Here is a 13654-nt window from a genome sequence, read left to right as displayed (position 1 = left end):
GCCGGGGCCCCTCAGGGTCAAGCCGCCCTCCGGACGGAAGAGCTTGGGCAATTCAAACGCGAACGAGCCCGCCTCCGGCTGGAGGCGGGCTCGTCAGATTGGAAGATCGCTTACGCGTTGGCGACCGCGGGGCGGACGCTGATCTTCTGGCGCTTGGCGCCGAAGCGCTCGAAGGTCACGAGGCCTTCGACCAGGGCGAAGATGGTGTGGTCCTTGCCCATGCCGACGTTGTCGCCGGGGTGGAACTGGGTCCCGCGCTGGCGAACGATGATGTTGCCGGGGATGACCTGCTCGCCGCCGTACTTCTTGACGCCGAGGCGCTGGGCGTTGGAATCGCGGCCGTTACGGGTGGAGCCTACCCCTTTTTTGTGTGCCATTTTTCGATGCGGTCCTTTCTAAAGGCTTAGAAGCTGATCGACTCGACCATCACCCGGGTGAAGGGCTGACGGTGGCCGTTCTTGCGACGGTAGTGCTTCTTGGGGCGCATCTTGTAAACGATCAGCTTGGGCCCCTTGCCGTGCTTGACGATCTTGCCGGTGACCTTGGCGCCCGAGACGCTGGGGGTGCCGACCTGGAACTTGCCGTCCTTGGAAACGAGCAGGACGTTGTCGAAGGTGATGGTGTCACCCTCGTTGCCAGCGATCAGCTCGATGTCGACGAAACGGCCTTCTTCGACGCGGATCTGCTTGCCGCCGGTGGCGATGATGGCGTACATGATTGGGCTTTCTCCTCAGTTGCGAGACGCGCCGCATCCGGTAGCCGAGTGCCTCTCGGGTCTTTGAAACCGGATCCGAGCGGTGTCGCCCGAATGACGTTGTCTAGTAGCTAGACAGAGCCACTATTGTAGCGCCATCCCCGAGCGACCGTCAAGCAAAGACTAAGGTTGCGTTAAGTCCGGCGCGGCTCGATCACGAACTTGATGGCGGTGCGTTCCTCGCCCTGGATCTCGATGTCGAGGAAGGCCGGCACGAAGACCAGGTCCATCCCGGAAGGGGCCACGTATCCCCGGGCGATGGCGATCGCCTTGATGGCCTGGTTGATGGCGCCCGCCCCGATGGCCTGCATCTCGCACCGCCCCTTCTCGCGCAGGGTCCCGGCGATGGCGCCGGCGACCGAGGCGGGGTTGGAGGTGCTCGCGACCTTGAAGAGATTGGTGCCGAAGTTGGAGTGAGTCATGGCGTTTTGCTCCCTTCTTGCGTGCTTGAAGGAGCATTCGCTGAAAGGGGGGCTCGCGCCTAGGCGACATTGGCCAAGCATCTTTAGGCCGACTTTTCAGGGGGGGATGTGAGCCCGCGCACGTGGGGGCTGCGCTGTTCGGCGCAAAGGTGCCGGAGGGCGGGATAAGCGCCGTTTCGCCTAGAAATCGAGGCAGATTCCCGCCAAGCCGCCGAACGAGTAGGAGTCTTGGTACCCCCCGCGCAGGACGGGAGCCAGCAGGGAGGCCTGGAGGGAGAACTGGTCGTTGAATTTCCAGTTGAGGCCTGGAGCGAGGGTGAGGACCATGGCCCCCGAGGCGGGATCGGGCTTGCGATCGCTCTCGGCGCGCCCCTCGAACTGGCCCAGGACCTCGAAGACCAGATCGAAGGAGGGGCTCATGGCGTAGTCGACGCCCAGGCTCAGCTCCGCGACGTGGCCCGCCCAGCTGGTGTGCGGCAGGAGGGTCTCCTCGTCGCGCACGGTCTGGTGGAGGCTGTAGCGATAGTTGAAGTTGGCGGTGGCGGTCAGCACCTCGGGGATGATCGCCTGGCTGAGCATGGTGTCCAGGCCCACCGAGTGCGCCTCGGAGCCGAGCGGCCCCACTGGGGCGTTCACGCGCAGCCGGGCCTTGAGGCCCCCCAGGTCGTTGCTCCACAGCTTGCGCCCCAGGGCCACCGAGAGGTCGGTCAGGCCGGTGTAGCGATCGCTGCCGTCGAAGGACTGGGTCAGGTCGAAGGGGGCGAGGATCGTCAGGCTGGTGTCGGGGAGAAGGCCGACCTCGAAGCTGTTCCAGGCCTCGAACCAGTGATAGGCCGAGCCCACGGGGTTGGCCGAGTAGACCGCGCCGTTCAGGACCCGCAGGGTGTAGGGGGAGTAGTAGCCGTAGGTGAGCAGCTCCATGCGGCCGGGATCCGGCACGAAGTCGCTGTTCAGGTTGATGGCGGCGTCGGCTGGCGAGACGACGGCCAGGACGGACGCGAGGGCGAGCGCGCTGGCCCATCGACGCATGACGATACCTCCAGGATGGATGTAAGCTTGTTCTACCACGTTCCCCCGGATGTCAAAGGCCCGTGTGAAGATGATCACAACCGAGCATGACCAGCGCTGGATGCGGCGCGCCCTCGAATTGGCCCATCGCGGGGCGGGTTGGACCGCGCCCAACCCCATGGTGGGGGCGGTGATCGTCAAGGACGGCGAGGGGGTCGGCGAGGGCTTCCACCCTCGCCTGGGCGAGCCTCACGCCGAGGTCTTCGCCCTCAGAGAGGCGGGCGATCGCGCCCGGGGCGCCACCGCCTACGTGACCCTCGAGCCCTGCAACCATCGGGGCCGGACCGGCCCCTGCACCCAGGCCCTGATCGACGCCGGCGTCGCGCGGGTGGTCTTCGCCGTCGAGGATCCCAATCCCCTGACGGCCTCGCAGGCGGTCTCCGTCCTGACGGCCGCCGGGGTTGAGGTGGCCTGGGGCCTTTGCGCCGACGAGGCCCGGCGCCTCAACGAGGTTTTCTTCAAGCACGTCCGCACCCGTCTGCCCTTCGTCGTCATGAAGATGGCCATGACCATGGACGGCAAGATCGCGACCGAGACGGGCGAGAGCAAGTGGATCAGCGGCCCGGTCTCGCGGGAGTACGTCCAGGCCCTGCGCGCAGAGCTCTCGGTCGTCATGGTGGGGATCAAGACGGTTCTCGCCGACGACCCGCGCCTCGACGCCCGGCTCGAAGGAGCCCACCAGCCCACCCGGGTGATCGTGGATCCCCGGGCCGAGACCCCTCTGGATGCCCGTCTCTTCTCCATCGAGAGCCCCCTGCTCATCGCGGTGGGGCCCGAGGCCCCGGCGGCCCGGCGCGCGGCGCTCGAAGCCCGCGGCGCCGAGGTCGTCGCGACCCCGGCCTTGCCGAACGGTCACCTGGACCTCGCCTGGCTGATGGCCGAGCTCGGACGGCGCGACCTCTCGGGGGTCCTCCTCGAAGGGGGAGGCGGCCTCAACGCCTCGGCCCTCGCGCAGGGGGTGGTGGACAAGCTCGTCTACTTCGTCGCCCCCAAGCTGATCGGCGGCACTCAGAGCCCCACCCCGATCGAAGGCGAGGGCATCAAGGCCATGGCCGATGCGCGCGCCCTGTACGACCTGCGCGCCTACCCGAGCGGCGACGACGTGCGGTTGGAGGCCTACCTCAACCCTTCGAGCTAGCCTTTTCCTATCCGGTACAATGAGGGCCCAGAGCGCTGCGCAGTAGAAGGAGCCCGCCATGACCCTCACCACCCGTCCCAGCCCCGATCTCAACGAACTCAAGGGGTGGCTCGCAACCGGCCGCCTCAACCACGTGGGTGGCGAGTGGCGCCAGGCTGCCTCGGGGGCGAAATTCGAGGTCGAGAACCCCGCCGATTTCAAGGAGATCATTGCGCATTTCCCCGCTTCCAGCGCGGAGGACGTCCAGGCGGCCATCGAGGCGGCGAGCCAGGCTCAGGGCGCCTGGGCGGCCCTGCCCGCCCCCCAGCGCGGAGCGATCATCGCCCGGGCGATCGCCGCCCTGCGCGCCCAGGCCGAACTCCTGTCCCACGTCCTGAGCTGGGAGTGCGGCAAGGTCCTCGCCGAGGCCCGGGTCGAGGTCAACCGGGGCCTCAACGCCATGGAGTACCTCAACGGCGAGGCCCGGCGCATGCACGGCCTGACCGTGCCCAGCGAGCAGCCCGGCATGTTCGCCTACACCGTGCGTCGAGCGCTCGGGGTCGTGGGCCTCATCACCCCCTGGAACTTCCCCTTCGCTATTCCCGCCTGGAAGCTGGTGCCGGCCCTGGTCACGGGCAACGCCGTGGTGCTCAAGCCCGCCGAGCAGACGCCCATCTGCGCCGCCCTGATCGTGAAGGCCTTCGCCGAGGCGGGGCTGCCCTCGGGGGTGCTCAACCTGGTCCACGGCGACGGCAAGGTCGGCGCGGCCCTGGTGGCGGATCCGGGCGTCCGGGCCCTCTCCTTCACCGGCTCGACCGCGGTGGGCAAGCGGATCAACCAGCAGGCCGCAGGGCGTCTGGCCAAGGTGCAGCTGGAGCTCGGCGGCAAGAACGCGGCCATCGTCCTGCCGGATGCCGACCTGGACCTTGCGGCCCGCGAGATCGCCATGGCCGCCTGGGGCTCCACCGGCCAGCGCTGCACGGCCACCAGCCGGGTCATCGTCCTCAAGGAGGTGGCAAGGCCCCTCGTGGAGCGCCTGATGGCCCACGTTCAGGCCCTCAAGGTCGGTCCCGGCCTCGACGAGGAGAACACCATGGGCCCCCTCATCAACCAGGAGGCCATGGACAAGGTTGAGCGCTACATGGCGATCGCCCGCCAAGAGGGGGCCACTTTTGCTTATGGCGGCCACCGGATGGGGGGCGAGTACAAGAAGGGCTACTTCTTCGAGCCCACCCTGCTGACCGGGGTGAAGCACGAGCACGCCGTGGCCTGCGAGGAGGTCTTCGGGCCGGTGCTCGCCGTCATCGAGGTCGAGACGATCGACGAGGCGCTTGCGATCGCCGACGACGTGGATTACGGCCTCTCCTCGGCGATCTTCACCCGCGACATGCATCAGGCCTTCGTCTACGCCGAGCGGCTGCGTACCGGCCTCGCGCACGTCAACTGCGCCTCGGTCTTCAGCGAGGTGCACCTACCCTTCGGCGGCATGAAGGACTCGGGCTTCGGCGGGCGCGAGATGGGCCCCGCGGCCATCGACTTCTACACCGAGACCCAGACCATGTACCTCAAGCACGGGAGCTAGTCTTCCCCGACGGGGGCCCTTGGCCATGCCGATCTAACGCTCGCCTTTTCCGACCCCCTACCCTGGACTTGCTGGCAGCCGTGCGTTCTGCCGCTTGTTCAGGGAGGATCGTGCATGAGGGGTCATTCGAACGGGAGACTGATGCTCGCCGCGGTCACCGGTGCCGTGGTGCTCGCGGGGTGCGCCCACATGATGGGCAAGCGTCCGCAAGAGCAGGCCAAGCCCGCCATGGTGCGGACGGCGCAGCCCGCCGCGGAGCCGCGCTCCGAACCCGCCAAGCCCAAGTTACGCCAGACGACGCAGACCACCCAGACGCCAGCGGCCAAGCCAAGTCCGACGCCCAGGCCGCGCTGAGGCGAGCCGGCACCGCGCGGCGAGGTCCCCAACTCGGGGACTTCGCCGCGCGTCGCGTTTCAAGGGCTCCGGCCCGCGTGAGTCCATGCCAGTCCCTCGCCCTTGCCCCGACACGAAGCAGCGGGTATCATGACCCGGAAGGCTAGTCATAAGGACGTTTTATCGATGTTCACCGGTTTGGTCGAGGAGGTCGGGACCCTCTTGGCGCGGCGTGGCACCCAGGTGACGCTGCTCGCGCCCTTCATCGCTCCCACGCTCAAGCTCGGCGACAGCGTGGCGGTCAACGGCATCTGCCTCACGGCCACCACCCTCGGGGGCGATCGCTTCACCGCCGACATTTCCGAGTCCACCCTCGACGTGACGACCGCCCGCACCTGGCAGGCGGGTCGCCGCCTGAACCTCGAGCGGGCCATGGCCCTCGGCGATCGCCTGGGCGGCCACCTGGTCTCGGGCCACGTGGACGGGGTGGGGCGGCTCGTCTCGCGTACCCCCCTCGGCGAGGCCCACCGCCTCGCATTCGAGATGCCGGGGGAGCTTGCGACCTACTTGGTGCCCAAGGGCTCCATCACCATCGACGGCACGAGCCTCACGGTCAACGAAGTCTCCTCGACCGGCTTCACCGTCACCCTCATCCCCCACACCGGCGCCAAGACGACCCTGCTTTCAATTTCGCCGGGCGATGCGGTCAACCTGGAGGTCGACCTCATCGCCAAGTACGTTCGACGGATGCTCGCGGGCTTCCTCGACGGGGGCGCCGCCCCCGCCGGGGCGCCCAAGGGCCTGAGCTACGAGCAACTCGCCCGCTGCGGGTTTCTAGAATAGTTGGTTAACCAATGAAGCGCTTTGCCGAGATCCCCGAGGTCCTGGAGGCCGTCCGCAACGGCCAGATGGTCGTGGTGGTGGACGACGAGGATCGCGAGAACGAGGGCGACCTGGTCATGGCCGCGGAGTTCGCGACCCCCGAGGCCATCAACTTCATGGCCACCCACGGCCGCGGCCTCATCTGCCTGACCCTGACCCCCGAGCGCGCCGCCGCCCTCGATCTGGCGCCCATGGTTCAGACCAACACCGACACCCACGCCACCGCCTTCACCGTCTCGGTGGACGCGGCGGCAGGCGACACGGGCATCTCGGCCCACGACCGCGCCCGCACCGTCCAGGTGGCGCTCGACCCCCACACCCGCCCCGAGGATCTGCGCCGGCCCGGCCACATCTTCCCCTTGATCGCGAAGCCGGGCGGGGTACTCGTGCGGGCGGGCCACACGGAGGCCTCGGTCGACCTCGCGCGCCTGGCGGGTCTCAACTCCGCCGGGGTGATCTGCGAGATCCTCAACCCCGACGGGACCATGGCGCGCCTGCCCGACTTGCAGCAGTTCGCCGCGGCCCACGACCTGCTCGTCACCAGCGTCGCCAAGCTGATCGCCTACCGCGCCGAGAGCGAGCGCTACGTCGTTCGCCACTCGGAGGCCAAGCTGCCCACCAAGTTCGGCGAGTTCACCATCGTCGGCTACGAGAACACCCTCAACGGCTCGCACCACGTGGCCCTCGTCATGGGCGACCCGACCAAAGAGGGGGCGCTGGTGCGCATGCACTCCGAGTGCCTGACGGGCGATGCCTTCGGCTCGCTGCGCTGCGACTGCGGCCCCCAGCGCGATCGCGCCCTGGAGGCGATCGCCCGTGACGGCCACGGCGTGCTCGTCTACCTTCGCCAAGAGGGGCGCGGCATCGGCCTGCTCAACAAGATCCACGCCTACCGCCTGCAAGAGCAGGGGCTCGACACGGTCGAGGCCAACCTCAAGCTCGGCTTCCCGGCGGATCTGCGCGACTTCGGGATCGGGGCCCAGATCCTCTTGGATTTGGGCGTCACGCGCATGCGGCTCTTGACCAACAACCCGCGCAAGGTCGCTGCCCTCGACGGCTACGGCCTCGAAGTGCTGGATCGGGTGCCGATCCGCATCGCGAGCAACCCTTACAACGAGAAGTACCTAGAAACCAAGGAAGAGAAGCTCGGGCACCTGCTCTCGTAGCGCAGGGCCCCGTCACAGGAAGGATCCCTTCATGCCCAAGGTCATCGGCGGCAAGCTGCTCGCCGGCAATCATCGCTTCGCCATCGTCGTCGGCCGCTTCAACGAGTTCATCGGCAGCCGCCTGCTCTCGGGTGCCCTCGACGCCATCGAGCGCCACGGCGGCCAGGACGAGAACGTGACCGTCGTCTGGGTGCCCGGCGCCTTCGAGATCCCGCTGGTCGCTAGCAAGCTCGCCAAGTCCGGCCAGTACGACGCCGTCATCTGCCTCGGCGCGGTGATCCGCGGCTCGACCCCCCACTTCGACTACGTCTCGGCCGAGGTCGCCAAGGGCGTGGCGAATACCGCCCTCTCGACCGGCGTGCCCGTGATCTTCGGGGTGCTCACGACCGACACCATCGAGCAGGCCGTCGAGCGCGCCGGCACCAAGGCCGGCAACAAGGGCTGGGAGGCCGCCGTCTCGGCCATCGAGATGGCCAACCTGGGCGAGCTGCTCTAGCCGACCCTTTTCTTACGCACGAAGCCTCGCCGATTGTTTCGGCGAGGCTTCGTGCGTGAGGGATTCTCGAAATCTCAAGGGGCGAGGCGGATGCTCTCCGAGCCCGCGTTGGTGACGCTGCCGCTGCTGATGGTGACGGCCGAGGTGGCCTGGCCGTCGAAGACCCGGTCGATCAGCTTGACGGGCAGCGGCGCGAGCTGCGGCCGATCGTCGGACTCGACGGGTAGATCGACGTAGGAAGCCCCGACGGAGTCGCTGATGAGGCTCGCGGTGCCCGCGTCACCGTAGGCGTAGGCACGGATGCGGTAGGTGGTCTTGAAGTTCAGGTTCCCGAACGCGATCGGCTGCGCCAGGTTGGCGTTGGGGATGTCCTTCAAGAGCGGCCGGTTGCCCGCGTCCACCACCGGGACCTCGGAGCCGTTGCTCAGCTCGAAGATTTTGACCTGCAGGTGGACGATATCGGCCTGGCCGTAGGGGGTGATCTCGGCCTGGGTGCGGTAGGCGCCGGCTTGCACGGTAGGGACGAGGCGCACGCTTGCATGGCCGTTGGCCTGGCTCGCGCCGATCGGCGTGGTGCAGCCCGATGACACGATCAGGGCCATGGCGACGGTGAAGGAAAAGGCTTTCATCTCAGAGCTCCTCATCGGTGCGTCACTGGATCTTTCGGACCACGCGGTTGTTGGTGTCCGATATGTAGATGTTGTTGGTGGCATCCACCGCCACCCCTTGGGGCTGATTGAAGGCGGAGTCGGCGGGCTTCACCCCGTCCACGACGGGCCAGCTCCCCCCATACCCGGCGAAGGGGGAGACTTGGCCGGCAGGGCTGATCTTGCGGATGAGGTGAGCGGTCATATCCGCCACGTAGACATCGCCGAGGGCATCCACCGCCAAGCCATATACGGTGCCGAAGGTCGCAGCCGCGCCGGTCCCATTGGTGTTGCCCATGACGCCGACCTGGCCCGCGAGGGTGGTGACGACGCCGTCGGGGGTGATCTTGCGGATGGTGTAGTTCTCGGTGTCCGCCACGTAGAGAGTGCCTGAGGCGTCCACCGTGACGCCCCAGGGCTTGTTGAAGCGTGCGGCCGTGCCGGTGGCGTCCACCGAGCCGGTGGCGCTCGCCCCCGCGAGGGTGCTGACGACGCCGTCGGGGGTGATCTTGCGGATGGTGTTCGCGTTCGTGTCGGCCACGTAGACGTTGCCTGCGCGATCCACCGCCATCCCGTTGGGGGAAGTGAAGCGCGCGCTCGATGTCGCGCCGTCCGCCGTGCCGCTGACCCCGCTCATGCCTGCAAAGGTCGTGACGACCCCCGCGGGGGTGACCTTGCGGATGGAGGAGTTCCAGCTGTCCCCCACGTAGAGGTTGCCCGCGGCGTCCGAGGCCAAGCCGCTAGGAAGCCTGAACCTCGCGCTCGACGTCGCACCGTCCGTCGTGCCCATGACCCCGGCCAGGCCCGCGAGGGTGGTGACGACCCCTGCGGGGGTGATCTTGCGGATGTTGCAGTTGCTGCGATCCACCACGTAGACGTTGCCTGCAGCGTCCGTCGTGATGCCGAAGGCCGCATAGAAGGTCGCAGCCGTCCCGACGCCGTCGGCCGCGCCGGTGATCGAGGGCTTGCCCGCGAGGGTGGTGACGACCACCTTGGCGTTCAGGCCCGTCGAGCCGCTCGCGACGTACGCCCCGTTCGTCAAGCTGATGCCTGGGCTGGTCGCGCTGTAGTTCGTGGCCTTATCGACCAGTTGGACCGGGAGGGTGGCCTTTGCGGGGCGATCGTCGCGGCCGAGGCCGACGTCGACGAAAGAGCTCGCGCTGCTGATGAGGCTCGCGGTGCCCGCGTCGGCGTAGGCGTAGCCCCGGATGCGGTAGGTGGTGTCGAAGTGGAGGTTGGCGAGCAGGACGGACTTGCCGAGGCTGGTGCTCGCGACGTCCAAGGTCACCGGGAGGTTGTCGTTCCCGAGGAGCGGGACTTCGCTGTCTCCCACCAGCTTGAAGACCTTGATCTGCAGGTGATCGACATCCTCCGGCGTGTAGGGCGAGAGGCCTGCCGCCAGGGTCTTGAGGCCTTCCTGCCGGACCGTGGGCGTCAGGCTCAAGGTCGCCTGATTCGCGCGGATCGTAGGGGCCAGGGCGCATCCGGCCAGCATGGCGAGGCCCAGGCCGGCGCCGAAAAGTCGTAGGTTCGTCTGATGCATGGTGCTCACCCTATTGAAGCTTGCGGATGCAGTGACTGTTTGAATCCGTCACGTAGAGGTTTCCCCACGCGTCCAGCGCGAGGCCGAAGGGAAACCTGAAGGTCGCCTCCGGGCCCCGGCCGTCCACCGAGCTTGTGACCCCGACCTTGCCTGCGAGGGTGGTGACGACGCCGTTTGGGGTGATCTTGCGGATGGTCCTGTTGTCCGAATCCGCCAGGTAGAGGTTCCCCGAGGCATCCAGCCTGACGGCATTGGGGTTATTGAAGGTCGCGGCCGTCCCGACGCCGTTCGCCGAGCCCGCCACTCCAGCCCGGCCCGCGATGGTGGTGACGTCGCCTGCGGGGGTGATCTTGCGAACGAGGTTGTTCGCGTCCGTCACGTAGAGGGTACCCGAGCCATCGACCGCGAGGCCGTAGGGCGCATAGAAGGTCGCGGCCGTCCCGACGCCGTTCGCCGAGCCCATGACCCCTGCCTGGCCAGCGACGGTGGTGACGTCGCCTGCGGGGGTGACCTTGCGAATCATGTGGTTGGATGAATCCGCCACGTAGAGGTTGCCCGCAGCGTCCACCGCCATGTCCGTCGGCTCGTAGAAGCGCGCGGCGGAGCCGTTGGCGTTCACCGAGCCGGTGGCGCCGGCCTGACCCGCGAGGGTGGAGACGTCCCCCGAGGGGCTGATCTTGCGGATGGTGTGGTTCTCCGTGTCCGCCACGTAGAGGGTGCCGGCGGCGTCAATTGCGATCCCGTAGGGGCGATTGAAGCGCGCTGCCGCTCCGGTGGCGTCAACGGACCCGGTGGCCAGCGCCGTTCCCGCGAGGGTGGAGACGACGCCCGCCGGGGTGATCTTGCGGATGGTGCTGTTGCCGTAGTCGGCTGCGAAGAGGTTGCCCGTAGCGTCCACTGCCACGTACCCGGGCGCATTGAAGCGCGCGGCCGCGCCCGTTCCGTCCAGCGTGCCCCACGTTCCCGATTTCCCCGCGAATGTGCTCGTGAGGTAGGGGACGGGGATCGGGCAGTTGAAGGTGGGGGCGGTCTCGTTCATCACCGCAAGATCGACCGAGGCGGTGCCGACTTGGGTGTCGGCGGCGTCCCGGATCGAGGCCTTGATCCGGTAGGTCGTGTTGCCCTGGAGGTTGCTCAGCGACATGGTGCGGGGATGCAGGCCATAGGCGTGGGTGGTGGTGGTGTTGGCGATCGCGACCTCGCTGCCGCTCACCACCACGGCCAGGTCCGTGACCACGTGGTCGTAGGCGCTGCCGCCCGAGTTCGAGAGCACGACGGTGGCGTTCGCCGCGAAGGGCACGTCCACCAGCTTGATTGGGAGGCTCTCGACCGTTTGGGTGCCAGCGTCCCCGACGCTCAGCGTCAGCGAGGAGCTGGCGTCGTTGGTCGAGATCAGGACGCCTTTGCTGTCATAGGCCTGGGCGAAGATGCGGTAGGTCGCGTTGGGCCGCAGGTTCCCCAGGGTGATCGTCTTGTCGAGGTCGATGGAGGGCGAGGCCATGCTCGCCCGCAGCAGCTTGGTGATGTCGGTCGAGTCCGTCGCCAGCCCCGTCGTCGCCGAGAGGCCCCAGAAGGTACCGGGAGCGACCTGGAGGTAGGGCACCACGTCGAGGCGCTGGATGGAGGCGATGGTGTGGGGGTTGAGGATGGCCTGCGCGTACCGGGACGCCTCGACCTTCGGCTTGAGGGCGAGGCTGGCCGTCCCCGTCGCCTGGGCGGCGTCCAGGTTCGGCACGCCGGGACGCGCGGCGGTGCAGGCCGTCAGGGCGACGGCGAGCCCGAGGGGCAGGTACTTGAATCGGCTGGAGAGCATCGGGTCGTCGTCCTCTTCGCTACTTGAACGTCACGTTGCCGTTGTGCACCACGCTGCCCGTCGCCACTTCCACGCCCGGGACGCTGAGGTCCTTTCGCGCCTGCGCCGCCGGGCTGTACACGGTCCCCGTGAGCTGCGGGAGGCTCCCCAGGGGGACGTAGAAGCAGCCGGCCAGGGTGACGGTGGCGATCGCGGGGATGAAAAGTCGAAGCGCGGTCATGGCATGGATCCTTCCTCGAGGCTGGAACGTCGTCACGTCGCTACCTCCCGGGCTGGGGGGCGCCGAGCACTCGCACCTTGGATTGCCCGTAATAGGTTGCGCCGTTGAAGCTGCTGCCCCGCTTCCAGTACTTGACGAAGTAATAGAGTTTGCGTCCCTCGATCTGGGGTGAGGCGGCGAACTGCCCCGTCGTGCCGGTCGTGGGGGCCTTGGGGAAGGCGACGACGTCCGTCCGCGAGTCGTTCGGGTTGGAGCGAACGACTCCCTGGAAGTGCGCGTCGGGCGCGCCGGGCTTTCGGCTCCAAGCGATGACGTGCGCGCCGTTCGAGCGCGTGTCTTGCAGGGCCGCTTCGTCCCATGCCAGGTCCATCTCCACGCGCGCCGGCCGGTTGCGGCGCACCGCCACCGCGTTCGAGACGGCGACCCCCACCGAGTCGGCAAGCTCGCCGCGATCCCGGTAGACCACCTGGTACTCGCCGCCGCGCAGGCCGTCGAAAACGAAGTTGCCCGAGGCGTCCGTGAGGGTGCTCAGCTCGAGGTTCACGAAGGTGCGGCCTTCCTTGCGCTTGAGGTGAACGGGCAAGGCCTTGCCCGGATTGCCTCCAGGCAGCTTGGAGCTGAACAGGCGCCCTTCGAGACGCCAGACCTCGGCCTCGACGGCCCGAGGGGCCGGGGTGGGGGAAGGCGTCGGAGTGGGATCGGGCTCGGGCGCCGGAGTGGCTGGAGCCAGCGTCGCCAGCGGCACCGGAGTGGGTGCGGGCGTCGGGGCCACCGCCAAGGTGGGGCGTCGAACCTCGCCCAGCAGGCGCATGCCCATGCCGACCAGGAAGGTCTGGTTCGTGATGCCGTAGGTGTCGGTCGGAAGGTGATAATAGTTGGCCTGGAGGTACTTGCGCTCGTCCAGCGAGAAGCGCATGCCCACGCTGTGCTGGAGCTCGGAATCGACGAGCGAGCCATGGGCCTGGCGCGGGTTGTGCACGTTGCGGCGGTACTCGGCGGCGTACCCGAGCCCCCAGCGATCCAGGGTCCAGTCGACGCCGACGTCGAGGCCGGCCATGCTGCGGTTGCTCATCACGGCCACCAGCGGTGAGGCGTAGAGGCTCAGGCCGTTCCAGGCGTGCATGGCGTTCAGCTTGAGCTCCGCGCCCTGCCCCACCGAGCCCGGGAACGGCACGAGGCCGAACATCGGAGCAGGAAGGCCGAAGCTCGGCGCGATCGCGAAGTAGAGATCCGAGCGGTAGTGGGCCGCCCAACCGAGGCGCGTGGCCTCGCCCGTCCACAGCGGCCCGCGCAGGCCGATCTCGTTCAGGGGGCCGAGGTTCGCCAGCAGTTGGAGGCGATCGCTCAACCGCGCCTGGAGCCCCACCTGGCCGCCCAGGAGGCTCCCGCCCGTGGTCGGGAAGTTGACGAAGCCGCCCAGCAGGTTCAGGTCCACGTCGCCGGGCCTGTCGAGGTAGCGCGGGGCGATGTTGAGGCCGCCGGCCGTGAGGCTGTTCTCCAGGCGAGGGGCGACGGCCTGGGCGTTGGCGCTCGCCGCAGTGGCCGCGAGGCAGAGGGTCGCGGCCAGCAGGCGATTGAGGCGAGAAGGGATCATGGGGACCTCGATGTGCG

General features: G+C 68.1%; 15 protein-coding genes. 6 read left to right on the top strand and 9 right to left on the bottom strand.

The window, feature by feature from the left end; all coding sequences use genetic code 11:
• Positions 1–110 precede the first annotated feature (110 nt).
• From rpmA to J7643_10115, 4 genes are all read right to left on the bottom strand, one after another.
• Positions 111–377 (bottom strand): 50S ribosomal protein L27, encoded by a 267-nt coding sequence (gene rpmA / locus J7643_10130; protein MBO9540935.1) that lies wholly within the window; start codon positions 375–377, stop codon positions 111–113.
• A gap of 26 nt (positions 378–403) precedes the next feature.
• Positions 404–715 (bottom strand): 50S ribosomal protein L21, encoded by a 312-nt coding sequence (gene rplU / locus J7643_10125; protein MBO9540934.1) that lies wholly within the window; start codon positions 713–715, stop codon positions 404–406.
• A gap of 173 nt (positions 716–888) precedes the next feature.
• The gene (locus tag J7643_10120) at positions 889–1176 is read right to left on the bottom strand and encodes a stage V sporulation protein S (protein MBO9540933.1); all 288 of its coding nucleotides are present in this window, start codon (positions 1174–1176) and stop codon (positions 889–891) included.
• 180 nt (positions 1177–1356) lie between these two features.
• On the bottom strand, positions 1357–2205 hold the full coding sequence (locus tag J7643_10115) for a hypothetical protein (protein MBO9540932.1): 849 nt from the start codon (positions 2203–2205) through the stop codon (positions 1357–1359).
• Positions 2206–2275: 70 nt separating this feature from the next.
• Between J7643_10115 and ribD the strand changes: the two genes are divergently transcribed.
• The 6 genes from ribD (at position 2276) to J7643_10085 (ending at position 7820) form a co-directional block, all read left to right on the top strand.
• Positions 2276–3382, top strand: a complete 1107-nt coding sequence (gene ribD, locus J7643_10110) for a bifunctional diaminohydroxyphosphoribosylaminopyrimidine deaminase/5-amino-6-(5-phosphoribosylamino)uracil reductase RibD (GenBank protein MBO9540931.1) — start codon at positions 2276–2278, stop codon at positions 3380–3382.
• A gap of 58 nt (positions 3383–3440) precedes the next feature.
• On the top strand, positions 3441–4943 hold the full coding sequence (locus J7643_10105) for an aldehyde dehydrogenase (protein MBO9540930.1): 1503 nt from the start codon (positions 3441–3443) through the stop codon (positions 4941–4943).
• 114 nt (positions 4944–5057) lie between these two features.
• Positions 5058–5297, top strand: a complete 240-nt coding sequence (locus J7643_10100; GenBank protein ID MBO9540929.1) for a hypothetical protein — start codon at positions 5058–5060, stop codon at positions 5295–5297.
• Between the two features lie 165 nt (positions 5298–5462).
• Positions 5463–6119 (top strand): riboflavin synthase, encoded by a 657-nt coding sequence (locus J7643_10095; GenBank protein ID MBO9540928.1) that lies wholly within the window; start codon positions 5463–5465, stop codon positions 6117–6119.
• Positions 6120–6130: 11 nt separating this feature from the next.
• Positions 6131–7324, top strand: coding sequence for a bifunctional 3,4-dihydroxy-2-butanone-4-phosphate synthase/GTP cyclohydrolase II (locus J7643_10090; GenBank protein MBO9540927.1), 1194 nt, complete (start codon positions 6131–6133; stop codon positions 7322–7324).
• A gap of 31 nt (positions 7325–7355) precedes the next feature.
• Complete coding sequence (locus J7643_10085) at positions 7356–7820, top strand: 6,7-dimethyl-8-ribityllumazine synthase (protein MBO9540926.1); 465 nt, start codon at positions 7356–7358, stop codon at positions 7818–7820.
• 74 nt (positions 7821–7894) lie between these two features.
• Here J7643_10085 and J7643_10080 read toward each other — a convergent pair whose 3' ends face one another.
• From J7643_10080 to J7643_10060, 5 genes are read right to left on the bottom strand one after another with little or no spacing between them, the layout of a single operon-like run.
• The gene (locus J7643_10080; protein ID MBO9540925.1) at positions 7895–8449 is read right to left on the bottom strand and encodes a hypothetical protein; all 555 of its coding nucleotides are present in this window, start codon (positions 8447–8449) and stop codon (positions 7895–7897) included.
• A 22-nt stretch (positions 8450–8471) separates the two neighbouring features.
• A complete protein-coding gene (locus J7643_10075; GenBank protein ID MBO9540924.1) occupies positions 8472–10010 on the bottom strand; it encodes a hypothetical protein in 1539 nt (512 codons plus the stop codon).
• 10 nt (positions 10011–10020) lie between these two features.
• Complete coding sequence (locus J7643_10070; GenBank protein ID MBO9540923.1) at positions 10021–11823, bottom strand: hypothetical protein; 1803 nt, start codon at positions 11821–11823, stop codon at positions 10021–10023.
• Positions 11824–11842: 19 nt separating this feature from the next.
• A complete protein-coding gene (locus J7643_10065) occupies positions 11843–12043 on the bottom strand; it encodes a hypothetical protein (protein ID MBO9540922.1) in 201 nt (66 codons plus the stop codon).
• Positions 12044–12083: 40 nt separating this feature from the next.
• On the bottom strand, positions 12084–13637 hold the full coding sequence (locus tag J7643_10060) for a carboxypeptidase regulatory-like domain-containing protein (protein MBO9540921.1): 1554 nt from the start codon (positions 13635–13637) through the stop codon (positions 12084–12086).
• Positions 13638–13654: the final 17 nt, after the last annotated feature.

The organism is bacterium (genome assembly GCA_017744355.1).
Taxonomy (GTDB): Bacteria; Cyanobacteriota; Sericytochromatia; order S15B-MN24; family UBA4093; genus JAGIBK01.
The sequence above is the reverse complement of the archived record's forward strand: the minus strand, read 5'-3'. Positions and strand labels throughout refer to the sequence as shown.